Source organism: Ruegeria atlantica (genome assembly GCF_001458195.1).
Classification (GTDB): Bacteria; Pseudomonadota; Alphaproteobacteria; order Rhodobacterales; family Rhodobacteraceae; genus Ruegeria; species Ruegeria atlantica.
In genome coordinates this window covers 90,887-114,498 of sequence record NZ_CYPU01000074.1, presented here as the reverse complement: position 1 = coordinate 114,498, position 23,612 = coordinate 90,887, and the positions used below count along the sequence as shown (strand labels likewise).

Below are 23,612 nucleotides of genomic sequence, written 5' to 3'. Positions count from 1 at the left end.
AAGAAAATTGATATGTACCAAGAAAACGGGGCGCCGCAGCGCCCCATGTGTCGAACCTTGGCGCTAAACTTTAACGCGCTCGGATTTTGGATCGTACATCGGCTTGAGTGATGCTTCGGCTTTGACTTTGACGCCGCACACATCGATCTCGTAGGTCGAGGCCAAAACGTCAGCGGCCTTTTCGCCTTCGCAGGGCACATAACCCAGACCGATCGCACCGCCCAGCGTGTGGCCATAGTTGCCTGAGGACAGATAGCCCACATACTCGCCGTCTCGGATGATCGGCTCGTTATGGAACAACAGCGGTTCCGGATCGGTCAGCTTGAACTGAAACAGGCGGTTATGCGGTCCGCTTTCCTTGCGCGCGATCACCGCTTCACGCCCGATGAAATCGCCGCCCTTGTCGACCTTGACCGCAAAGCCAAGCCCGGCATCGACCACATGGTCCTCACAAGTGATGTCGTGGCCGAAGTGGCGGAAGCCTTTTTCGATCCGGGCGCTGTCCATCATGTGCATGCCGCACAGTTTCAACCCCATATCCTGACCTGCTTCGTGCAAGGTTTCGAACACGTGACCTGCCATGTCGGACGAGACATAGATTTCCCAGCCAAGCTCTCCCACGTAGGTAACACGGTGGGCGCGGGCCAAGCCCATGCCGATCTCGATTTCTTGTGCGGTGCCGAACGGGTTGGTCGCGTTGGTGAAATCGCTGGGCGAGACTTTTTCAAGCAGCGTACGCGCATTTGGACCCATAATGGCCAGAACGCCCTCACCCGCAGTAACATCGGTGACAACGACGTTGAAGTTGCCCGCATGGCGCTGCATCCAAGTCTGGTCAGCCAAACGGGTCGCTGCCGGGGTCACCACCAGATAAGCGGTCTCGGTCAGGCGGGTGACGGTCACGTCCGCCTCAATCCCGCCTGCGCGGTTAAGGAACTGAGTATAAACGATCTTGCCATTCGGGACCGAGTAATCGCCGCCACCGATATAGTTCATGAATGCTTCGGCATTCGGGCCGTCAACGCGGATTTTGCCAAAGGACGACATGTCATACATGCCGACATTCTCGCGCACGGCTTTATGCTCGGCAGCCGAGTTCTCGAACCAGTTCTGGCGTTTCCAGCTGTACTGATACTCGCGCTCCTGCCCTTCATTCGCGAACCAGTTGGCACGTTCCCAACCCGCCAACTCGCCCATGACCGCGCCCTGTTCTAGCAGGTGGTGGTGGAATGGGGTCCGACGCACGCCGCGCGCAGTGGCCTTTTGGCGATAGGGATAGTGGTCAGCGTAGAGCAAGCCTAGCGTCTCTTTCGAGCGCTCAAACAGGTACTGCTTATTCCCCTGGAACGGCTGCATCCGGCTGATGTCCACGTCTCCCAGATCGAACGGTTTTTCACCGCTGTCCATCCATTCGGCCAGGGCCATGCCAGCGCCACCGGCGGATTGGATGCCGATCGAGTTGAAGCCCGCCGCGACCCAGACATTGTCCATCTCAGGCGCGAGGCCCAGATGATAGGCGTCATCGGGGGTAAACGACTCGGGCCCGTTGAAGAAGGTGTGAATACCCGCTTCGGCCAGCATCGGCATACGTTCGCACGCAGCTTCGAGGATCGGTTCGAAATGGTCGAAATCCTCGGGCAACTGGTCGAATTCAAAGGTGTCAGGAATACCGTCCATCGCCCAGGGCTTGGCATTCGGTTCAAATGCACCCAACAGGATTTTGCCTGCGTCCTCTTTGTAATACGCGCATTCATCGGGAACGCGCAGAACCGGCAACTGGGTCAAACCGTCGATATTTTCGGTAACGATGTAGAAGTGTTCGCAGGCGTGCAACGGCACGTTCACGCCAGCCATCTGGCCGACCTGATGCCCCCACATACCGGCGCAGTTCACCACCATGTCGCATTCGATATGACCCGAAGCGCTGCCGTCATCTGCGACCCAGTCAACGCCGGTTACCTTGCGGTCTTGTTTGACAATGTCGGTGACTTTCACACGTTCTTTGACGATACCGCCACGCTGACGGGCGCCCTTTGCCAGCGCTAAGGCAATGTTGGCCGGGTCACCCTGACCATCCAGCGGTAAGTAAACAGCACCCTTCACGCCTTCGAGGTTGATGTGGGGATACAGCTCCTGAACACGCTCATTCTCGATTTCTTCGACCTCGACGCCGAAAGCGCGCGCCATGGCCGCCTGACGGTAGATCTCTTCTTTGCGCTCTTCGGTTAGCGCCACGGTGATTGATCCACAGCGTTTAAAGCCTGTGGCCACACCGGTTTCTTCTTCGAGCGAGCCATAGAGTTCCTGGCTGTATTTCGCCAGCTTTGTCATGTTCGCCGTTGCGCGCAGCTGAGCGATCAGACCCGCTGCATGCCAGGTCGTGCCGCTGGTCATCTGCTTACGCTCCAGCTGGACAACGTCTTTCCAGCCTTTCTTGGTCAGGTGATACGCCACCGAACATCCGATGACACCACCACCGATAATGACAACACGGGCCTTGTTTGGAAGATCAGCCATTCTCATGATTCCGCTTTATGAGTTTCCACCCAAAATGACACGGAAGAGCGACACAGAATGCACGAAAAACGTCAGCCCATTTGCAAAAATCAACGTTGTTTGACTTGCCGTTTTTCGCGTCTCAGCACAAAGGGGGTTACGCCGAAAAAACTTTTATAGACCGACGAGAAACCGTTGGGAAACCCGCAGGCAAGACCAATTTCGCGAACACTCATCGTTGTGTTCAGCAGTAGGTTATTGGCCTTGGCCAGCCGCATTTCGCGGTAAAAGCCGTTTGGTGTGGTTCCGAAATAGTTCTTGAACTTCCGTTCCAGAGATCGGTTCGAAAGCTTTAGCGCTTCGACGATTTCGTTAATCGGCAGCGGGTCTTCGATATTGGCCTGCATCACCTTGATGCACTGGTCCAGTTTGGTGTCACCTGTAGCGGTGGTCTTTGATCCGGAAAACGGCTGGAGAGACGAGAAATCCCGGATATTTTCGTGCAGCATGATGTCGGCCACGGTCATTCTTGTTGGCCCGGAAATATGACGCCCGATCACGGCCAGCGCTACATCGGTAGTGGCCTCCATCCCGGCGCAGGTCACCACGGCGCCCTGTTCTGTTGCAATCGACAGTTTGGCCTCGAACTGGGCGCGACGTTCACGCAGGAAGGACGCGTTTTCCCAGTGGGTCGACATGTCCTCGGTCCCCTGCTCGTCGATATAGCGGCTTGCAGCTTCGGACAGCAAAAAGACCTGTGCACCGCGGAAAGTATAATCCGACACAACACGCCCCAGCGACAGATCAGGATGATCGGGATCGGAATTTCCGATGACGAACAAATAGTCCGCGTTGGGCTGCGACGGAATGCGGTCGGTCTGGATCGTCGCCTCGCTGCTGCTGGCGACCGCCCCCCCCCTCAGAGAGCGATAGGTATAGGTGAATGGCGGGCTCGGACAAACGCGGTTGGCCAACCGCAGCACCTCAACCAATGACGCCAGTTCCAGCAGCACATAGCCCGGCGCGACAACGATGTCGAAATGTCGCTGCGCGTTAGAAGCCGGGATGTTCGACGGCGATGGCATCACTTTCCTCTCAGACGATCCGGTGCCCGGCGGACCGCAATCGATCGGCAAGGACCTCTATGTGATCCGGCCCGACTTCGCAGCATCCGCCAACAATCGTTGCCCCCTGCGCTACCCATTCCATGGCATGATCGGCATAAGCCTCGGGTCCAAGATCGTGGCGTTGTGTCAACACGTCGACAGTCGGCGCGTCTTTCAGGAAATCCTGTGCAATCCCTGTGAACCCGTTTGCATAGGCCCCAAATGGTCGGCCCATCGTGGCTATGACCTTGAGCGCGGCGGGAATAGCTTCGGGGCGCGAACAGTTTATCAGAACAGCGTCAGGGTTGAACCGATCCACAAGAGGCGCAACATCAGCAAGCATTTCACCGGATCGCAGCCGTGTTCCGTCATCATCCATCACAGAAAGCGCCAGCCAGACCGGTTTGCCTGCCTCAGCCGTACCACGTAGGGCCCCTTCGGCCTCTTGCACCGAGGAAACGGTTTCGATCAGGAAAAGGTCGACGTCATCGGACATGAGGTTAGCCAACTCGGCGAACTTTTCGGCGGCGTCTTCCACATCAGGGTTCAGATCGGGGCGATAAGACGCCAGCAAAGGACCCAGCGCCCCGGCGATACGCCCGGAACTGCCCGTGCGTGCGTGGTTCGCCTGGGTAACCGCAGCACGGACCAGATCGGGCAGTTGATCCTCCATATCCAGACGTTCCAGCCGAGAGCGATGGACCGCGTAGGTGTTGGTCGTTGCAACCGTCGCGCCACGGCGGAAGTACTCGGCATGGACCTCTTCCACCAGTTCCGGGTGGTCGATCATCACGCGCGTCGACCACAGCGGCGTGGGCTTGTCCCCGCTGCGTTTGACCAGTTCTTGCCCAATCGAGCCATCCAGAAGCGTGATATCTGCCATTTGCCAACCTCCCTACGGAATTAGAACGAGTTTTCCCGGCAGCGCCTTGGACTGAAAGTCCTCCTGCGCCTTGGCGATGTCTCTTAGTGGATAGGTCTTGGAAACCAAAGGCTTGATGCGGCCCGCATTCATCATCTCAACAAGGCGGCCAAAGACTTCAAATGCCTGATGTGTGCAGCCGTGAATCGTGATGTCGCGCAGGTAGATCTCACGCAGGTCAGCCGAAACGATTGGTCCTGCGATTGCCCCGGAAACGGCATAGTGCCCGCCGGGTTTCAGGGCCAGGATCAGGCCGGGCCATGCCGGGCCTCCGACCACGTCGATCACGACGTCGAACATGTCCTTTGGAAGCGGCGCGTTGCGGTCAAAGGTGTCCACGGCCCCCTGCGCTTTGACCACCTCGGCCTTGGCTGAACCCGTAACGCCCCAAACTGTCGCCCCGCGTAGAGACGCCAGTTGCACGGCGGCGAGGCCCACGCCACCCGAGGCACCGGTGACCAGCACCTTATGACCAGCGGTCACGCCAGCACGGGTTAACAGGTTCTCGGCCGTGCCAAATGCACAGGGGATGGCGGCGATTTCGACATCTGACAGGGGTGAGGCCGTCACGTCATACAGGTCGTCGGCCTGAACCAGACAGTATTGCGAAAACGCTCCGTCGATTTCAGAGCCTAATGCGATAAAGCCAGTCGGATTGCCGGGGCGTGGGCGCGGCAAGTTGATCGGGCAGGTCACCCGTTGCCCGGCTTGAAACCCGGTCTCTTGCCCTGCCAATTCGACTATCCCACATAGATCGCCACCCTGAATGCGCGGAAACGCCAACGAACCTCCCCAGCCTCCGGCATCAACATCCTGATCAACGGCGTCCGTTGCCCCGGTCACGTCCGAGGAATACCAGCCGACCCGTGTATTGATGTCGGTGTTGTTTACCCCTGCAGCCGCGACCCGAACCAGAACCTTCCCCGGACCAGGCGTTGGGACCGGAATATCCTCGCGCCATTCCAGCGCTTCGGGACCGCCGTGGCGCGTCAGGTAAACGCCGGACATTTTCGTGGGCGTGGTCATCTTTAGACCCTGTCTTCCGGATGGGCTGGAACCGGCCCCATCGGCACAATGTCGTAACGCGCGTTCAGCTCGGCCATTTTCGCCTCATCTGCAAAGTCAGCCTCGGTCATTTTTGCCAGTTCAGCCAGAAACCCGTCAAACCCCGAGGGCTGAAAGATCATCAGCATTCTGGCGGGCGCGCCATCAGCGACGCGACACGCATGGGGTACTCCAGGCGGGACATGCATGGTTGTGCCCGGAGTACAGCGATGCCAGTCGCCATCAACGTAGAAATCCACCGCGCCTTCCAGAAAGTAGAAAGTCTCGGCGTGGGTATCATGGCGATGAAGGCCAAGCGCGAAGCTGGCCTTCAGATTATCTTCCATGAGCGTGTATGCGCCATCGGTGTCCTGACCAGACACTTTCACAAAGGTGTGGTCATTTTCCCAGTCATAGTTGGGACCCTCACCGGGTCCCAGTTTGGCGTATCGTTTGCTCATGGTGGTCTCCGTGAGAGTTTAAGCGCGCAACCGCTCGTTCTCAGGATCCCAGAGCGGCTGATCCTGCTCTACCACAGCGCGGCACTTTTGGCCGTAGATTTCGACTTCAAGCTCGGTGCCGGGATTGGCAAGCTCGGCCTTGACCATGCCCAGCGCGATGGACTTGCCGACGCGGTAACCCCATGCGCCCGAAGTGGTCTCGCCCACGATCTCGCCGTTCTGCCAGATGCAGGACATGTAGGGCGCGTCGCAGTCTCCTGCATCCACTGTAATGGTGACAAAGGCCTTTTTCACGCCCTGCTGCTTTTCGTTCAGGATTGCAGCCTTGCCGGGGAAATCTTGCGGCTTGTCGAGTTTGACGAACCGCTCCAGCCCACCTTCCAGCAGAGAGTAGTCGGTCGACAGGTCGCCCTTCCATGCCCGATAGCCTTTTTCGATACGCAGTGAGTTCAGGGCATACATCCCGAACGGCTTGGCACCAGCGTCGACGATTGCGTCATAGATCGCAGGCATATGCTCGTTCAGGGCGTGCACTTCCCAGCCCAGTTCACCGGCAAAAGAGACGCGGATCAGGTAGGCGGGCTGGCCAGCAACGGTGGCGGACTGGTGGGTCAGCCAACCAGTGGTCAGATCGGCATCTGTCAGCTTCGACAGGGTTTCGCGCGATTTCGGGCCCGTGACGATCAGAGTGTCGCGTGTTGTGGTCACGTCCTCGATCGACACACTCGCAGGCATCGCGTTCATCAGGATGTCACGGTCATGCCATTGCGCGGTGGCGGCGGTGATCATGACGAATTCGTCCTCGCCAAGACGGATACATGACATCTCGGTCAGAATGCGACCACGGTCATCGGAGACGTAGATGAGGTTCATCCGGCCGACCTTTGGCAACCCTCCGGTTGCGAGGCCGCGCAGCGCCTCAGCGGCGCCCTCTCCCTTGACCATGAAGCGCGAGAAGCCTGGCAGATCCAGCACTCCACAATCATCTCGCACGGCCTCGCATTCTTCTTTGATCCGCTGCTCCCACGGGCCGGACCGACCCCAGGTATGGGTGGCATCAAGCGACGTGTCGTCGCCCGGCTTTGCGAACCAGTTGGCCCGCTCCCATCCGTTATAGGCACCCATCACGCCGCCCAGCGCTTTGACCTTGTCATGCACCGGCGACAGTTTCTTGTCGCGTGCGGCAGGCCATTCGTGATGAGGGAAGTGCATGGCGTACTCGTTGCCATAAACTTCCAGACCCTTCTGGTTGCAGTAGTCCTGATCTGTGTAATCGGTGTAGCGGCGCGGATCGACAGCCCACATGTCCCACTCGGTCGCGCCATCGACGATCCATTCGGCTAGCACCTTTCCTGCACCACCGCCCTGAGCGATGCCGAAGGTGAATGTGTGTGCCTCGAACGCGTTTTTCACACCGGGCATTGGGCCGATCAGCGGCAGGCCATCCGGTGCATAGGGGATCGGACCATTGATGACACGGCCAACACCCGAGGTTGCCATCAGCGGAACCCGCTCCATCGCATCGGTAACGATGTCTTCGATGCGGTCGAGATCGTCATTCCACAGCTGGAACGAGAAATCCTCGGGCATAGCGTCGTCTTCGGTCATCCAGTGGCCCTTGCAGTTAGGCTCATACGGACCAAGGTTGAAACCATTCTTTTCCTGCCGCAGGTAGTACGAGATATCCACATCGCGCAGCAGTGGCAATTTCTTACCACCGTTCGCTTTGGACCATTCTTCAATTTCTGGAACTTCGTCCGTCAGCAGGTACTGGTGGCTCATCACCATCGCGGGAACTGTGCGGCCGCCAAAGGGCTTGAACCACTCTCCCACGCGCTGCGCGTAATACCCAGCGGCGTTCACAACATAGTCGCAGGCTATATCGCCTTTGTCGGTGTGTACGGTCCAGATGCCGTCGTCGTGCTGAGTTACGCCAGTTGCCGGGCAAAAGCGGATGATCTTCTGGCCCATGTCACGGGCACCCTTGGCCAGTGCCTGTGTCAGCTGCGCCGGATCAATATCACCATCGGTGGGATCGTAAAGAACGCCTTCAAGATCGTGCGTCGCCAGAAAAGGATAGCGCTCTTTAGCTTCTTCCGGGGTCCACATCTCCATCGGGATGCCTTGATAGCGTCCCATCGCCATGGCGTGTTCGAACTCTTGCATCCGCTCCTTGCTGTGCGCAAGACGGATCGAGCCTGAAACGTGGTAGTTCATCGGATAGTCGACCTCTTCGCCCAAACGCGAATACAGCTCGGTTGAGTACCGCTGCATGTTCATGATCGCCCAGGAATTCGAGAACGTCGGAACGTTACCCGCCGCGTGCCAAGTCGAGCCAGCGGTCAGTTCGTTCTTTTCCAGCAGAACACAATCAGTCCAGCCCTTCTTGGCCAGATGGTACAGCGAGGAGGCCCCCACCACACCGCCACCGATAACAACCACGCGGGCTTTTGTAGGAAAATCGCTCATTGGTCTTGATCCTTGTTACTGTGCCCGTTGGGGCAGATCGTCTGTGATGTCGTAGTAATCGCCCTTGTCGGCGACAAAAATATGCTTCGAGAGCGTTAGACCCGTGGGCTCGCTGAGCGCTCCCATGGAAATTGAAATCGTGTCCTCGTCATTGTGCTGCCAGAAGAGGAACGAGCCGCAGGAACGGCAGAAACCGCGGCGGGCGGTGTCCGAAGCGCGGAACCAAGTCAGCGTATCGCTGGCGGTGAAGCTCAAGTGATCCTGATGTGTCCAGGTCGAAGACCAAACATGGCCGGACTGCTTGCGGCATTGACCGCAATGGCAGGCCGAAGGCTGTGAAAGCTCTCCGTCAATCGTGAACGCGACTGCGCCGCAGAGGCAAGAACCGTTTTGCATCTGATTACCCCCTAGCTGCGGGCGTGGAGCTGGCACCCAGCAACACGCCATAGATGATGAAACAGGCGGCCATGGCACGACGCACCCAAGTGTTGAAAACCGCTCCCAGCGCCGCTTTGCCCATCAATGTGCCCATCAGGGTGAACCCGGTATAGCTGAGCGTGGTAATGACCAGCGCCGTGGGCATGATGACGACCATCTGCTGCCAGATCGGCACATCCGGTTGCACAAATTGCGAAAAGGCGGCGAGATACCCTGCCACGCTTTTAGGATTGATCGTCGCAACCACCAGTGCGTGTAGATACACGTGACGCGCAGGGCGTTCGGTAACTGGTGCCGGACGCGTGGCATTCATCCAACCGCGAACCCCAACCCAAATCAGGAACCCTGCACCAACCAGTTTGGCGATGAAAAACCCGGTTGGGGAGGCTGCGATCAACGCGGTCACACCTAGTGCTGACAGAATCAAAAACGTGCTGGCCTGCGTCAGAATCGCCAAAACACCTAGCATCGCCTTGGGAAACGGCAGGCTCATTCCGTTCGAGATGCAGTTTACCGCATTCGGACCCGGAGTGGTGACGAACACCACCCAAAACAGCGCGAATATGGTCCAGGCTTCAAAGCTCATCAGTACACCGGCGGAGCGATAACCCAGACGGCCACTGCGGGCTCATCATAGGGGTTCGACCATTGATAGGGTTCATGTTTGATCCGAAAGCTGTCGCCGGGGCCGACCGAAAACTGGCGCCCACTGATCGTCAGTTCCAACCGCCCTGACACCATGTACCCTACCTCCTGCGTTGGTCGGTTGGCCGGAGTTTGCATTTTCGATCGGGGCTTGAACGTGGAATGCACCATTTCGAAATCATCGGTCAGATCGGGCGACAGCAGTTCTTCGATCAACCCTTCCTCACCGGACCCCATCGGGCGGCGCGTTCCGGCGCGCACCACATACCCCTGCTCATCTGCCGGAGCGGAGGAATGCGCGAACAGCATCGACATCGGCACGCCCAGACATTCGGCAATCTGGCGCAGGTCGGAAATTGAGGGGTCGGACTTGTCGCGCTCGACTTGGCTAAGCCAACCAACAGACCGGCCCAGACGTGCAGCGATCTCGGTCAGCGTCAACCCACGCGCCTTACGCAAAGCCCGAAGATCGGCTCCGAGTGTGGCGCTGTGCGGGGCTTGGCTGTTCACTGAACGCTCCGAAGTTTGGTGAAATTTTTTCCTCGTTTTTCACGATGCATTGATTCCGTGAAAAATCCAAGATTTTTTTCACTTGGGTCCACGACATTGTTTGGATATCCGTCAACCATGTGGATTGCGGTGATTTATCTGTGGGTCGTCAACACCCTGACTTTGCTTGCCTTTGGCTGGGATAAGCTGCGGGCAAGATGGCGGAAAGGGCGTATCCCTGAACGAAAACTATTGCGGCTGGCGGCGCTGGGCGGCAGTCCAGGCGCATTGCTGGGGCGGTGGATTTTCAGACACAAAACCCGCAAGCGGCTGTTTTCATACTACATCTTCGGGATTTTCGGCGCTCAGGCTGTCCTGGCCTATCTTCTGGCGGCCTTGGAATTGCCCAGCCTGGTCTAGCGCGAGATTTCCATCAAGGATTAGTTGCTAACCATTTGGAAAACTGTCTGCTACACTCCCATTCTATCTGAATATGATTATTCTTACGCATTCGCAAAGGGTTGAATGACAAATGGACAACGGCATCGGTTTCTTCGACATAGTCTGGTCAATCTTCTGGCTGTTTCTGATGGTGGCCTGGTTCTGGGTGATGATTTCGGTTGTGGCCGATGTCTTCCGCTCCAAGGACCTAAGCGGCGGTGGAAAGGCAGTCTGGATCGCCTTTGTCATCCTGATTCCATGGATGGGCGTTCTGGCTTACCTGATCGTCCGCGGCGACAAGATGCACCAGCACAATGCCGAGGCCATGAGCCAGATCGAACAGGCGCAAAAGGACTATATCCGCTCAGTCGCAACCGTATCCGCCGCGGATGAGCTGGAACGGCTTGCAGCGCTCAAGGAAAAAGGCGTTCTGACGGATGAGGAATTTGCAGCGCAGAAAGCCAAGCTTCTGAGCACCTAATAGGAAGCACACACTAATCAATATGGCCGGGGGTACGCCCCCGGCCATTTTTACTTGGCGAATACGCTGGACAGAATTCCGCTCAGTTGCCTTGCGTCTTGTTCATTGAACGCGTTGGGTTGATCACTGTCGATATCGAACACCGCAATGACGTCACCGGCGGCGTTGTGCACAGGCAGCACCACCTCGGATCTGGTCGAAGATGCGCAGGCGATATGGCCCGGAAACGCATCCACATCCGGCACCAACTGTACCTCGCCCGTACGGGCGGCAGCGCCACAGACACCGCGGTCGAACGGGATGACCAGACAGCCGTGCCCACCTTGATAAGGTCCAATCTTCAAAAGCCCCGGCTCGGTGACACGGTAGAAGCCTGTCCAGTCAAATCGATCATCGGAATGATGCACTTCGCAAGCGACTGTAGCCATCAGGGCCACGTCATCGGTTTCCCCCTCGGTCAGGGCTGCGATGGTTTTGGCAAGTGTATTATAATCAGCTGTCATGTCAGAACTCGTGGCACGTTTGCACCGGAGTATTTGGAAAAAGGTGAAGCGTCAAACGCGTTCGATGGCGATCGCCGTTCCTTCGCCGCCGCCGATGCAGATCGCCGCCACCCCGCGTTTCAGGTTTCGCTTTTCCAACGCGTTCAGCAGCGTGACTATAATCCGCGCACCCGACGCACCGATCGGATGTCCAAGTGCGCAAGCCCCGCCGTTCACGTTGACGATATCGCGGGGCAGACCCATTTCGTGCATGAACGCCATCGGCACGACCGCAAAGGCTTCGTTGACCTCCCACAGATCGACATCTTCTTTCGACCAGCCGATGTTGGTCAGCAGTTTCTGCGCGGCCGGAACAGGTGCCGTCGTAAACAGCCCCGGTGCCTGCGCATGGCTAGCGTGGCCGACAATACGGGCACGAACAGTCAGACCCTGCGCATGGGCTGCGTTCTCGGATGCCAGCACCAATGCAGCGGCACCGTCCGATATCGAAGAACAGTTTGCCGCCGTGACAGTGCCATCCTTCCGAAACGCCGGTTTGAGCGTCGGGATCTTCTCGGGCCGCGCCGAAAGCGGCTGTTCATCCGTGGCCTGCGTGACCTCACTCTTTCGGGTGCGGACCGTAACCGGCGTGATTTCATCCGCGAATGCGCCGTTTTCCTGTGCGGCCAGCGCATTTGACAATGAACGCAGCGCATATTCGTCCTGCGCTTCGCGCGTGAACTGATAGGCCTCGGCGCAGTCTTCGGCGAATGTGCCCATCAGGCGACCTTTGTCATAGGCGTCCTCGAGCCCATCCAGGAACATATGATCCATTGCCTGCGCATGACCCAATCGCGCGCCTTCGCGCATTTTGGGTAAAAGGTATGGCGCGTTCGTCATGCTCTCCATCCCGCCTGCGATCATTGTATCGGCATGCCCTAAAGCGATCTGGTCATAGGCCATCATCGCCGCTTTCATGCCCGATCCGCACATTTTGTTCAGCGTTGTCGCGGGAACGTCTTCGCCCAACCCTGCCGCAAAACCGGCCTGGCGCGCGGGCGCCTGCCCCTGCCCGGCAGGCAAAACACATCCCATAAGGACTTCGTCAACGGTTTCAGTACCGGCCCCTTGCAACGCTGCCCTGATGGCGTCGCCGCCCAGATCGGCCGCTGTCACGGTATCGAACATCCCCTGAAACCCACCCATCGGGGTCCGCGCCGCGCCGGCGATAACGACTTGCTTCATCTGGATGCTCCTTCGCTTTTCTACTGGAATGGATACAGAATGGTAAGAATTGTCGTCTAGCGTATTTCTACGAGTGATTTTCAGTTTAGAGAGCCCGTGCGCATGGCCCTGACCAGTAAGATAACAGACACGACGCAGATCATTACCGTGCATTCGGACAGGATTGATGCCGCAATGGCCATTCAGTTCAAGGAAGACATGCGCAATGTGGCCGACGGTGGCGCGCCGCGCGTTGTTCTGGACCTGACGGGGGTCGAATTTATCGATTCAAGCGGCCTTGGGGCCATCGTCGCGTCGATGAAACAACTGGGCAGTGACCGCAGGTTGGATTTGGCCGGGTTACACCCGTTTGTCGAAAAGGTGTTTCGGCTGACCCGCATGGATACGGTTTTCAACCTCTATCCTACCTTGGCCGACGCTCTGGCACCGCCGGCGGAATGACTTCACGGATTGAATAGGCACGATGTCGATGGGGAACGGGAACTGCTTGGATTTGAGCTTTACTGCAACTGAAGCCGAAGCCAGTGTTGGTATCGCCCAGCTAAGCAAAGGGCTGGAGGCGCAGGGCCTACCGCCGCACAAGGCAAGCGACGTGAAAATCGCTCTGGCCGAGGCGATCAACAATGTGGTCGAGCATGCCTATGCGGGCGTCACCCCGGCCAAGGTCCAGGTGCATTGTCGGCTGCACCAAAATTGGCTGGACATTCTGATCTCTGACACCGGGACTCCTTTGCCTGGATTTCGCCTGCCCGATGGTGTGCCCGCGCCTTTGGGATCGGCACTCGACGAGTTGCCCGAAGGCGGGTTTGGCTGGTTCCTGATCCACGAACTGACCAGCGACATTCGCTATGAACATCGCAATGGCTGCAACCGGTTGTCGCTGCGGTTTGACTTCCCAAACCCCTCCGCCGGCCCCAAAAAGGCCACATAAAGGCCCTGATCGCACCATTGGCGCGCCGCAAACAAAGGGCAAAAAGATATTTGTAGCTCAGATAGCTTCCCTCGGCGCCTAGTGTCACAGCCCCCACCCAGTGAACGGCGTCGAGGATCTCCCTTCCCGCTGATGTGACTAGACAATCCCTGACTGCGCTTTACGTTCGGCGTGTTCAAAAGGGGAAGACAAAGCTATGCGGGATTTTCACACTCCAGGTCGGTCCGAAGTTCTGGCGACCGAGGGAATGTGCGCCACATCGCATCCTCTGGCCGCGCAAGTTGCCGTAAATATCCTGCAGCAAGGCGGCAACGCCATGGACGCCGCCATCGCAGGCGCTGTGCTGCTGGGCATTTGCGAGCCGCAGATGACGGGCATCGGCGGCGATTGCTTTGTCCTGTTCAACCGCGCAGGCGAAGATCAGATACGCGCCCTGAACGGATCCGGGCACGCGCCGGCGGCTGCCAATGCGGACAAGTTGCGGGCTGAGGGGCTGGATACAGTGCCGTTGAACACACCCGATGCGGTGACCATTCCCGGTGCGATTGATGCCTTTTGCCATCTGGCAGAAACCGAGGGCAGGCTTGGGCTGGATGAGATACTGGCACCTGCCATTCACTATGCCGAGGCCGGTGTCCCGGTCGCACCCCGGGTCGCCTATGATTGGAAAACGGGGGCTGACACGCTGCAGGGGGCAGCGCGCAGGCATTACCTGGCTGACGGCGAAGCGCCGAAAACAGGTCAGGTCTTTCGCGCGCCAGGGCAAGCCGAGGTTCTGCGCCAGATTGCACGCAATGGTCGTGACGCCTTTTATGCCGGTGAAATTGCACAGGATATGATTGACGCCCTAACAGCATTGGGTGGTGTTCACACGGCCGAGGATTTTCTAGCCACGCAATGCACAAAATCCCAGCCTGTCAGCGGAAACTACAACGGCATCGATCTTGTCGAACACCCGCCAAACGGCCAAGGTGCGACTGCAATCCTGCTTTTGAACATCCTAAAGAACTTCGATCTGGCCGGTCTTGACCCATTTGGCCCAGAACTCATCCATCTAGAGGCCGAGGCCTCGAAACTCGCTTATGACGCGCGCAATCGGTTCATTGCGGACCCCGATCACACAACCCACGCTGAACGATTCCTCGACCAGAGCGTGGCGAATAAGCTGGCCGCGTTGATTGACCCCAAGCGCGCCATGCCAGCGGCGGCCCCACTAACCGAGTCCATTCACAAGGACACGGTCTATATTACGGTTGTTGACCGGGATCGGATGGCCGTTTCGCTGATCTATTCCATATTTCACAGCTTTGGGTCTGGCATCGCATCGGAAAAATACGGGATTTTGCTGCAAAACCGCGGCTCAGGCTTCAACCTGAGCGCCGGTCACTCAAACGAGCTTGGCCCGGGCAAACGCCCGATGCACACGATCATTCCCGGTATGCTCAAACAGGATGGCCGTGTGCTCATGCCATTTGGCGTGATGGGCGGAGCTTTTCAACCAACAGGCCATGCACGCCTGTTGTCCAACCTCACGGATCATGGGTTGGGTTTGCAGGCCTGTATGGACGCCCCGCGCGCCTTTGCAGACGGCGGCGTTCTGAAACTTGAACGCGGAATTCCGCCCAGCACATCTCAACAATTGAGCGATTTTGGGCACAACGTTCAGGTTCCAGAAACGCCACTTGGCGGAGCGCAAGCAATCCGAATCCGCACAGATGGTGTCCTGGAAGGCGCAAGTGATCCCAGAAAAGACGGTTGTGCGTTAGGTTATTGACCACCCGGGCGCGCAATCTGGCGCACCAAATCACTTAGTTCAAATTAAAGTGCAGCGGGTACGCGCCATTCTCGAAAGGACCGAACATGTCAGGAATATCAGGATGCTCAACCGGTTCCCCGGATTGGTCCGCAATCAGATTTTGTTCTGAAACATAAGCCACATAGAAGGATTGGTCGTTTTCTGCGAGCAGATGATAAAACGGCTGATCCTTGATGGGGCGGCTATCCTCGGGAATGGCCTGATACCACTCTTCTGTGTTGGAAAATTCCGGGTCCACGTCAAAAACCACCCCTCGGAAGGGATGCTTTTTATGGCGGACCACCTGTCCCAGGCGGTACTTGGCATTTGTCTTCAGCATTATCTTAGCCCCCAGAGATCTTACTACCTCTTTCCGGGCCGGAATGCCAATCATTGATCGGAAATTAAAGGAAACAGTCTGTGAACATCTTACTGACAGTGTTCGAAATTGTGGCGCCGGTTTTTCTGCTGGCGGGCATTGGATTCACTTGGGTCAAACTTGGTTTTGAGTACCGTTTGGAGTTTGTGACGCGCCTTGCCGTGACACTTGCCGTGCCCAGCCTGATCTTTGTTGCGCTGATGCAAACCGAGATCCCGGCAGGAGAGTTGACCCGCTTCACACTGGCCGCAATCGCGGGTCATATTGGCCTTGCCGTGGCCTTTGGCGTTTTCGTTCGACTTTCAAACCTGGACCGTCGGACATACCTGTCGCCACTGATTTTTGGCAATACCGGAAATCTGGGCCTGCCGCTGTGCATTTTTGCGTTTGGTCAGGCAGGTCTGGGTTTTGCAGTCATTTTCCTGGCAATTACCGCCCTGTTTTCGTTCACCTATGGAATTTACCTCGTCGCTGGAAAGGGTGGATTCGGCAAAGTTGCGCGCGAACCGATGGTTTGGGCAACCCTGCTTGGGGCCTTATTCCTATGGCAAGACTGGGAAACGCCACTGTTCCTGACCAATATGCTAGAGCTGCTAGGCCAAATGGCCATCCCCATGATGTTGATTACAGTCGGCGTGGCAATTGCCAGGCTGACGACGCGCAAATTGGGTCAGGCGATCTGGCTGTCCGTCCTGAAGCTGCTGGTCTGCTTCGCGCTCGGCTGGGCAATAGCCCGATTCTTTGATCTGGACTCAACCGCCTTTGGAGTATTGGTTCTGCAGATGTGCACTCCAGTCGCGGTTACATCGTACCTGCTGGCCGAGCGGTTCGACGCGGATTCGGACGCGGTTGCAGGGATGGTCATGGTGTCAACTGTGCTAAGCGTAGGCGCTTTGCCTATAATTATAGCCATTGTTCTATGACGATTGTGATTTCCTAAAGGCTCAATTTGCGCTAGAATAAAGAAAAAAGGTACGAGGCACATGAGCAGAATTCTTTTCGTACTCTTCGGGGTGCTGCTTTTGGCATCCTGCGGTGGCGGGTCCAAACAGCCACCGAGCAGATTGAATGACGCGTGCAGCATTGCGCGCGAACGGCCTGATTTTATCAAGGCGTTCAAAAGCACCGAACGGAAATGGGGCGTCCCAATTCACGTTCAGATGGCGACGATCTATCAGGAAAGCCGCTACAAACACGACGCACGTACGCCGCACCAATACGTTCTGGGTGTGATCCCGATGGGCCGTCAAAGCAGCGCCTACGGTTTCAGCCAGGCGCTGGACGGCACCTGGGATGAATATCGCAAGGAAACCGGCAAACGCCGCGCCAAGCGGGACCGCATCCGCGATGCGTCAGATTTCATCGGCTGGTACATGAACAAAAGCCAACAGCGGAACGGTATTCATCCCACAGATACGCGCAACCAGTATCTGGCGTATCACGAGGGGCACACCGGCTTTGCCCGTGGCAGCCATAACAGCAAATCCTGGCTGTTGAACGTCGCCAATGACGTGGATGCACGCGCCAAGCTCTATCAGGCGCAGCTGGCCAATTGCCGCTACTGACAGGAGTTCGGGTCAGCGATTGCCTGACCCGCTTCTTTTTGATCTGGAAAACAGATCGTTGCTGAGATTTCCGCCGGCACTCAGCTGCCCCAGCAGAACGGTAGTCTGACTGCCGGCATTGTCGTGAATGACCCATTTGCGCAGCTCGATCGGGTCCCCCGTAAACATCAGTTCAATCCGGCCGGATTCGGGATTTTTTGGGTCCCGAGCGGTAACAACCGTGGCCGTCCCGTCAAAATCATGGGCCACCACCATATTCGCCTGTCCCAGATTGACGTTGCGCGCCAGCACAAGCGACAACGGCGTACGTTTTAGCGGATACTGTTCCGGCGGCTGGTTCGATTTCGGATCAAAGATCTGCACCGTACCTGCGCGCGCCAGAACCACAGCGCTGTTGGGCGGGTCATATTCGAACCGCATCTTACCGGGGCGTTCTATCCACAGCTTTCCGGTGCTCAGCGAGCCGTCATCGTTGACTTGTGTAAACGTGGTCTCAACGGTTTTGAGGCCATTGAGGTAGTTTGAGATTTGGGACAACGGCAGCTTATCAGCCGCCCAGGCCGCAGGCGCGGCGAGTGTCAAAGCAAGGGCAAAGGCAATCTGTTTCATAAGTTCCCAGATAAGCGCTCTGCCCTTGTTATTAAATATCCTATTGTTCGGGTACGAGGATTTCGCGTTTCCCGACATGATTTGCCGACGAAACAACGCCTTCATCTTCCATTTGCTCAACAAGTCGCGCAGCTTTGTTGTAGCCAATGGCAAGTTTCCGCTGAATGTACGAGGTCGAGCATTTGCGATCCTTGATCACAATCGCCACCGCCTGATCGTATAGCGCGTCTTCCCCGTTGGTGTTGCCACCGGTGTTGAGGCCCAATACGGCATCGATGTTGTCGGCTTTATCCTCAGATGGGCCGTCCAGTACGGTGTTTACATAGTCCGGTGGGCCGAACTGTTTCAGGTGGTTGACGATTTCCTCGACTTCCTCGTCCGAAACAAACGGGCCGTGGCAACGGGTGATCTTGGCGCCACCTGCCATATACAGCATGTCGCCCTGCCCCAGCAGTTGCTCGGCCCCCATTTCGCCCAGAATAGTGCGGCTGTCGACTTTCGAGGTCACCTGGAACGAAATCCGGGTTGGGAAGTTCGCCTTGATCGTACCGGTAATCACATCGACCGAGGGGCGCTGCGTGGCCATGATCAGGTGAATACCCGAGGCCCTTGCCATCTGCGCCAGTCGCTGGATACAGGCCTCGATCTCTTTGCCCGCGACCATCATCAGGTCGGCCATCTCATCAACAATCACGACGATGTATGGCATCGCTTCGGGCGCGAACTCTTCTGTCTCGAACGTTGGCTCGCCGGTTTCATCGTCGAACCCGGTCTGCACGGTGCGGCTGAACATCTCGCCCTTGGCCAACGCGTCCTTCACGCGACCATTGTAACCCGCGATGTTGCGCACGCCCATCTTGGACATCTTGCGATAGCGGTCTTCCATCTCGCCCACGACCCATTTCAGGGCGACAACCGCCTTTTTCGGGTCGGTCACAACGGGCGACAGCAGATGCGGAATGCCATCATAGACGGACAGTTCCAGCATCTTGGGGTCGATCATGATCAGGCGACATTCGTCCGGTGTCAGCTTATATAGCAGCGATAGGATCATGGTGTTGATCGCAACCGACTTACCGGAGCCGGTTGTCCCCGCAATCAACAAGTGGGGCATCTTAGCCAGGTTTGCGACCATGGATTCGCCGCCGATATCCTTGCCCAGCGCCAGTGGCAGCGCGTGGTTGCCATCACCAAAATCACGGCTGGCAAGGATTTCGCGCAGCACCACCATCTCGCGGTTTTCATTCGGCAGTTCGATCCCGATCACCGAGCGACCCGGCAGGGTCGAAACACGTGCCGACAGTGCCGACATCGAGCGCGCGATATCATCGGCCAGACCGATAACCCGGCTGGCTTTCAGGCCCGGAGCAGGCTCTAGTTCGTACATGGTGACAACCGGACCGGGGCGGACGCTGGTGATCTCACCCTTGACGCCATAGTCGTCCAGCACGTTTTCCAGCATCCGCGCGTTTTCTTCCAATGCCTCATCGCTGAGGTGATGGCGCTGAATGCTGGAAGGGTTGGACAGCAAGCTCAAAGGCGGCAGCTCAAAGTCCGAATGCCGGTCTTCAAAGGACAGCCCAGGCTGTGCTTCGGCCTGGGCACGACGCGACGGCGCAGGGGTGCGGCGCACGGGCTGTGCCACCACGGGCTTGCGCGGTTCGGCCACTGGAATTTTCATCGCAGGGCGCGGGGCCGGTTCGGGTTCGGTTGCGTCTTCAAATACCGCCTCATCCTCATAGACGGGCTCAGGCGCAAAATCATGATGCAGGGGTTCCTGCTGCCACTCGGGTTCTGGCTCTGCTGTCAGCATCGGCTCAGGCGGCAGATCGTCCAATGTCATCGGCGGCTCGGGGGGAAGCTCCTCTCCGCCTCTGGCGTTCAAAATCAACGGGTCCGGCCCCCGGCCACGCCCTTTGGTCAATGGCAGGGTTGGATCGACCTCTGGCGCCACTTCACCCGCGGCCACTTTGCGATTGCGTACGGCTGCGGAAATCTTGGACTTAATACGATCTTCACCCGGCATTTCATCGAATCCGGCAACCGGTTCGCGAGCGACCAGTTCAGGTTCCGGCATGGGATCGGCGCGGCGGATCAGGCTTGGCATCCGCGCCAGCAGACCGGGTTTTGCTGGTTCGGGCTCTTCGAAATCCGGCTCTTCGAACATCGGATCGGCATACGCCATATCATCGTCAAACACCGCGTCGTTGGCCTCTGCGCGGATGGCCTTGCGCTCTTCCCACTGTGCCCGGCGATCTCGTGCCGCCTGTGCGGTCACCGACGCACTGCGACCCAAGAGGTTCATCAACATGTCATAGGACATCACAAGGCCCAACAAGAAGGCACACGTGCCTTTGCGCACGTCGGCTTTTGTGAACCCAAGGACAAATGTACCCAGCACCAGCATGCCAGCTGCCATCGCCAGCGACATAAGTTTGACCATGAAATGTGACGATATAGGCAGCAGTGTCAGCAACGCACCCATGACGGTATCGCCAAACAAGCCCCCCAGACCAAAGCTGTGGGTCGTGCGCCATGCCTCACCCGGCACCAAAGTCGCGGCATAAACGGAAACGATGGCAATCCAGATCGGAGCAAAGATAAGGCGGGCCACTGCGCGTTCCTCGCCGAAGTGCCCGGCAAAGCGTATGCCCCAGCCAATCACCACCAACGCGATGCTCCAACTGCCCCATCCGACGATCATGAACAGCGGCGCAGCGATCGACGCCCCGATCCGCCCCATCCAGTTCTGCACCGGCGCGTCTGTCGACACCATCCAGTTCGGATCATCCGGCGTGTAGGACCAGATCATCGCGGCTGATGCCAGCCCTAGCAGGATCAGAGCGATCCCGATCAGTTCCTTGCTGCGCCGTTCGATGGCGGCCTGAGTCGTACTGTCCAGCAATGGATCGCGGTTGCGCGCGTTATATGATGCCATTTTGCCCTCGTACCTCACGAATAGATGCAGTCGCGGAGCGTAATCAGCCCCTGCCGCAACTCTGTTTTTGGGGCCACCATTGCGACCCGGATAAATTGTTCGCCCGGGTTTTGCCCCGGATCACCTTGAGAAAGATATGCACCAGGCAGAACCCGAACACCGGTTTCCTGCCACAGCCTTAGTGCGGTTTCCTCGCCATTTTCGACCGGCAGCCACAGGAAAAAACCGGCTTCGGGTGGCATATAGCCCTGCACGCCCGCGAAAACCTCATCCGCGATCGTGTATTTTTCCTGATACAGCGCGCGGTTCTCTACAACATGTGCCTCATCTGCCCAAACTTTTGCGGCGGCAGCCTGCAAAGGTAGCGGTAAAGGCGCACCGGCGTAGTTGCGTAACTGCTTGACCCTCTTGATGGTCTCGGGACCACCGGCGATCAGGCCCGAGCGCAGACCAGCCAGATTGGACCGCTTCGACAGTGAATTGAACAAGGTGATCCGCTCCGGATCGGCCCCAAGTTCCTGCGCGACGGTCAGCACACCGGTTGGTGCCGTGTCGCGGTAAATCTCGGAATAACATTCATCCGCGAAGATGCGGAAATCATAGGTTTCGGCCAGTTGGATCAGTTCGACCCAATAGTCGCGCGAGGCGACTGCGCCCTGCGGATTGGCGGGAGAACAGATATAGGCCGCCACGGTGCGGTTCAGAACGTCCTTCGGTAGCCCCGAATAGTTCGGCAAGTGACCTGTGGCGGCAGTTGCAGATACGAATACAGGCTCGGCACGAACCGACAGTGAGGCCACCATATAGACCTGGTAGAATGGATTCGGGCACAGAATGACGGGCTTTTCACCGTTTTTCTGCTCGGGGCACAGCGCCATCGCGGCGTTGTACAATCCTTCGCGCGTGCCATTCAACGCCATCACGTTGGTGTCAGGGTCCATCGAAACGCCATAGCGGCGATCAATCCAGTCAGTAATCGCCGACCGCAACTCGGGCGACCCTTCGTTGGGCGGGTATCCTTTAAACCCGGCGGCGTTTTCTGTGATCACATCGGTGACCCACGCCGGAAAATCATGCATCGGCGCGCCAATGGTCATGTGAATCACTTCACCACCCGACTGGTGGTGATCCAACAGGGTGCGCAAACGCGGGAATGCATATTCCGGTAGGTCCGAAAACCGTTCGGGAAAATTCATAACTACTGCCTCAATACCGGGATCATTCCGCCCCGTTTTACAGGCAGACTACAGATCGCACCCGGTTTCGTCCAGACAAAGAGGTGGCGAATCAGGGGATTGTGGCATTCAGGCCAACGCCGTCTCGGCCGCTGATCCCAGCCTTAGCAGGGCCTCTTCTGACCCCGGATATCCCATCATCATCACGCCACACCCGGGTATTCCGGTCGGCAGTGTCAGTGCAGCAAGTCCCATCAGATTGCCAATACGGGTGTTGCGCAGCGCCAACAGATTTTCCGTGACATAGTAGTCATGGTCATTCATCAACCGATCCAGATTCGGCGGCAAAATGGGCGCTGTCGGCGCAAGCACCGCATCAAACCCGGATGTGGCGGCATCCCATGCAGCCCGACAGGCTTTCAGCCTGGACCAGGCCGCGATGTAATCGGCACCGGTCGCGTTTTGACCCGACCGAAACCGCTCCAGTATCTCGGGATACATGGCGTCAGGGTTGGCTTCGATCACATCGCGCCACAACCCATAAGCTTCGGTCGTGTACAGAATGCCGGACAGCGCCATGGCGTCGTGCAGCTCGGGGACGTCCAGCGGAACGATCTCGGCGCCTGCCTCGGTGAGTTTTTGCAACCCATCCTCAAAGGCCTTACGCGGTTCATCCCTCAGGTCGTCCTGCGCCACAGTCTGAAGATTGGCAAAGCGGCGGCCTTTCAGGCTGGCACCGCGAAGATCCGGTGGAGAGCGCCCCTCGAGCAAGGCCAGCATCTGAGCCGCGTCCTCGACTGAGCGGGTCAGTGGACCAACAGTGTCGAACCGCAGACACAAGGGCACTGTACCTTCAAGGCTGACGCGCCCGGCGGTGGTTTTCAGCCCGACCAGATTGTTCCAGGCCGCTGGAATGCGCACTGACCCGCCCGTATCCGAACCGATCCCACAGGCGGCAAGCCCCCAGGCCACCGATGCCGCCGCGCCGGAAGAAGAGCCTCCGGATACAGCGTCTTCATCGTCAATGCATGGGGGCGTGCCAGTGATCGGGTTCAGGCCAAGGCCTGAGAAAGCCAGCTCGCTCATATGCGTCTTGCCCAGACAGACCGTGCCCATGGCGGTGGCGTTACGCACAACGACCGCGTCCATTTCGGGCACCCGACCTTTCAGCAAGGCCGAGCCTGCCTCAGTCGCGGTGCCGGCGGTGTCGAACAGATCTTTCCAGCTGATCGGCACACCATCCAGCAGGGACCGCCGCAGGCCCAGATTGGCGCGCTCCTGCGCAGCCTGTGCCTCGGCCCTAGCACGATCATGCGTAACGCGGGCATACATCCTGTCACGGTGCGGATGCGCGTCGATAGCGGCCAGATAGGTCTCGGTCAGTTCAACCGGATCAATCTGTCCCATGCCGATACCCCGACCCAGATCACACGCCGTCATGGTCAGCCAGTCCTGCATCCCTGCCCCCTTGCAAAAAAAGCACTTTGAGGGACGGTAGCGA

The 23,612-nt window shown here is 57.9% G+C and carries 23 protein-coding genes; 7 read left to right on the top strand and 16 right to left on the bottom strand.

Translation table 11 applies throughout. The features are described 5' to 3' along the window. Nucleotides 1-63 precede the first annotated feature (63 nt). The 9 genes from RUA4292_RS23315 to RUA4292_RS23275 all read right to left on the bottom strand — a co-directional run bounded on the left by RUA4292_RS23315 (nucleotide 64) and on the right by RUA4292_RS23275 (nucleotide 10,091). Complete coding sequence (locus RUA4292_RS23315) at nucleotides 64-2,517, bottom strand: GcvT family protein (protein ID WP_058279774.1); 2,454 nt, start codon at nucleotides 2,515-2,517, stop codon at nucleotides 64-66. Nucleotides 2,518-2,606: 89 nt separating this feature from the next. Next, nucleotides 2,607-3,581: a GlxA family transcriptional regulator gene (locus RUA4292_RS23310; protein WP_058279773.1), complete on the bottom strand. Its 975-nt coding sequence runs from the start codon at nucleotides 3,579-3,581 to the stop codon at nucleotides 2,607-2,609. A gap of 10 nt (nucleotides 3,582-3,591) precedes the next feature. Further along, nucleotides 3,592-4,485, bottom strand: coding sequence for a homocysteine S-methyltransferase family protein (locus tag RUA4292_RS23305; protein WP_058279772.1), 894 nt, complete (start codon nucleotides 4,483-4,485; stop codon nucleotides 3,592-3,594). A gap of 12 nt (nucleotides 4,486-4,497) precedes the next feature. Further along, nucleotides 4,498-5,550, bottom strand: a complete 1,053-nt coding sequence (locus RUA4292_RS23300) for an alcohol dehydrogenase family protein (protein WP_058279771.1) — start codon at nucleotides 5,548-5,550, stop codon at nucleotides 4,498-4,500. A gap of 2 nt (nucleotides 5,551-5,552) precedes the next feature. Continuing rightward, nucleotides 5,553-6,029 (bottom strand): cupin domain-containing protein, encoded by a 477-nt coding sequence (locus RUA4292_RS23295; RefSeq protein WP_058279770.1) that lies wholly within the window; start codon nucleotides 6,027-6,029, stop codon nucleotides 5,553-5,555. Between the two features lie 18 nt (nucleotides 6,030-6,047). Beyond that, nucleotides 6,048-8,498, bottom strand: a complete 2,451-nt coding sequence (locus RUA4292_RS23290; RefSeq protein WP_058279769.1) for a GcvT family protein — start codon at nucleotides 8,496-8,498, stop codon at nucleotides 6,048-6,050. 15 nt (nucleotides 8,499-8,513) lie between these two features. Next, nucleotides 8,514-8,894, bottom strand: coding sequence for a GFA family protein (locus RUA4292_RS23285; RefSeq protein WP_058279768.1), 381 nt, complete (start codon nucleotides 8,892-8,894; stop codon nucleotides 8,514-8,516). Nucleotides 8,895-8,898: 4 nt separating this feature from the next. Beyond that, complete coding sequence (locus RUA4292_RS23280; RefSeq protein WP_058279767.1) at nucleotides 8,899-9,522, bottom strand: LysE family translocator; 624 nt, start codon at nucleotides 9,520-9,522, stop codon at nucleotides 8,899-8,901. Continuing rightward, nucleotides 9,522-10,091 carry a helix-turn-helix domain-containing protein gene (locus RUA4292_RS23275; RefSeq protein WP_058279766.1) on the bottom strand — a complete coding sequence of 190 codons (570 nt, stop codon included), beginning with the start codon at nucleotides 10,089-10,091 and terminating at the stop codon, nucleotides 9,522-9,524. Before RUA4292_RS23275 ends, RUA4292_RS23280 begins: the two co-directional genes overlap by 1 nt. A gap of 117 nt (nucleotides 10,092-10,208) precedes the next feature. On the opposite strand from RUA4292_RS23275, the gene RUA4292_RS23270 reads away from it, so the two are divergent. Continuing rightward, the gene (locus RUA4292_RS23270) at nucleotides 10,209-10,490 is read left to right on the top strand and encodes a DUF1294 domain-containing protein (RefSeq protein ID WP_058279765.1); all 282 of its coding nucleotides are present in this window, start codon (nucleotides 10,209-10,211) and stop codon (nucleotides 10,488-10,490) included. A 112-nt stretch (nucleotides 10,491-10,602) separates the two neighbouring features. After that, nucleotides 10,603-10,992 (top strand): SHOCT domain-containing protein, encoded by a 390-nt coding sequence (locus tag RUA4292_RS23265; protein ID WP_058279764.1) that lies wholly within the window; start codon nucleotides 10,603-10,605, stop codon nucleotides 10,990-10,992. A gap of 50 nt (nucleotides 10,993-11,042) precedes the next feature. Here RUA4292_RS23265 and msrC read toward each other — a convergent pair whose 3' ends face one another. Next, nucleotides 11,043-11,495 (bottom strand): free L-methionine (R)-S-oxide reductase MsrC, encoded by a 453-nt coding sequence (msrC, locus tag RUA4292_RS23260; RefSeq protein WP_058279763.1) that lies wholly within the window; start codon nucleotides 11,493-11,495, stop codon nucleotides 11,043-11,045. Between the two features lie 51 nt (nucleotides 11,496-11,546). Then, entirely contained in the window at nucleotides 11,547-12,719 is a 1,173-nt protein-coding gene (locus tag RUA4292_RS23255; protein ID WP_058279762.1) for a thiolase family protein, read from the bottom strand. A gap of 102 nt (nucleotides 12,720-12,821) precedes the next feature. Here RUA4292_RS23255 and RUA4292_RS23250 point away from each other — a divergent pair, with 102 nt between their 5' ends. From RUA4292_RS23250 to RUA4292_RS23240, 3 genes are all read left to right on the top strand, one after another. After that, nucleotides 12,822-13,160, top strand: coding sequence for an STAS domain-containing protein (locus tag RUA4292_RS23250; RefSeq protein ID WP_058279761.1), 339 nt, complete (start codon nucleotides 12,822-12,824; stop codon nucleotides 13,158-13,160). A 28-nt stretch (nucleotides 13,161-13,188) separates the two neighbouring features. Then, nucleotides 13,189-13,650 carry an ATP-binding protein gene (locus RUA4292_RS23245; RefSeq protein WP_058279840.1) on the top strand — a complete coding sequence of 154 codons (462 nt, stop codon included), beginning with the start codon at nucleotides 13,189-13,191 and terminating at the stop codon, nucleotides 13,648-13,650. A 196-nt stretch (nucleotides 13,651-13,846) separates the two neighbouring features. Further along, complete coding sequence (locus tag RUA4292_RS23240) at nucleotides 13,847-15,424, top strand: gamma-glutamyltransferase family protein (protein WP_058279760.1); 1,578 nt, start codon at nucleotides 13,847-13,849, stop codon at nucleotides 15,422-15,424. Nucleotides 15,425-15,458: 34 nt separating this feature from the next. On the opposite strand, the gene hspQ is transcribed toward RUA4292_RS23240, so the two are convergent. Continuing rightward, entirely contained in the window at nucleotides 15,459-15,785 is a 327-nt protein-coding gene (gene hspQ / locus RUA4292_RS23235; RefSeq protein ID WP_058279759.1) for a heat shock protein HspQ, read from the bottom strand. A gap of 80 nt (nucleotides 15,786-15,865) precedes the next feature. Between hspQ and RUA4292_RS23230 the strand changes: the two genes are divergently transcribed. Further along, nucleotides 15,866-16,747: an AEC family transporter gene (locus tag RUA4292_RS23230; RefSeq protein WP_058279758.1), complete on the top strand. Its 882-nt coding sequence runs from the start codon at nucleotides 15,866-15,868 to the stop codon at nucleotides 16,745-16,747. 60 nt (nucleotides 16,748-16,807) lie between these two features. Next, on the top strand, nucleotides 16,808-17,389 hold the full coding sequence (locus RUA4292_RS23225; protein WP_058279757.1) for a transglycosylase SLT domain-containing protein: 582 nt from the start codon (nucleotides 16,808-16,810) through the stop codon (nucleotides 17,387-17,389). A gap of 12 nt (nucleotides 17,390-17,401) precedes the next feature. Here the strand turns inward: RUA4292_RS23225 and RUA4292_RS23220 are convergent, their stop codons facing one another. The 4 genes from RUA4292_RS23220 to RUA4292_RS23205 all read right to left on the bottom strand — a co-directional run bounded on the left by RUA4292_RS23220 (nucleotide 17,402) and on the right by RUA4292_RS23205 (nucleotide 23,569). Further along, nucleotides 17,402-17,998 carry a LolA family protein gene (locus RUA4292_RS23220; RefSeq protein ID WP_058279756.1) on the bottom strand — a complete coding sequence of 199 codons (597 nt, stop codon included), beginning with the start codon at nucleotides 17,996-17,998 and terminating at the stop codon, nucleotides 17,402-17,404. Between the two features lie 40 nt (nucleotides 17,999-18,038). After that, on the bottom strand, nucleotides 18,039-20,936 hold the full coding sequence (locus RUA4292_RS23215; protein WP_058279755.1) for a DNA translocase FtsK: 2,898 nt from the start codon (nucleotides 20,934-20,936) through the stop codon (nucleotides 18,039-18,041). A gap of 14 nt (nucleotides 20,937-20,950) precedes the next feature. Then, nucleotides 20,951-22,132, bottom strand: a complete 1,182-nt coding sequence (locus RUA4292_RS23210) for an aminotransferase class I/II-fold pyridoxal phosphate-dependent enzyme (protein ID WP_058279754.1) — start codon at nucleotides 22,130-22,132, stop codon at nucleotides 20,951-20,953. 108 nt (nucleotides 22,133-22,240) lie between these two features. Beyond that, nucleotides 22,241-23,569: an amidase gene (locus tag RUA4292_RS23205; RefSeq protein ID WP_058279753.1), complete on the bottom strand. Its 1,329-nt coding sequence runs from the start codon at nucleotides 23,567-23,569 to the stop codon at nucleotides 22,241-22,243. Nucleotides 23,570-23,612 lie beyond the last annotated feature (43 nt).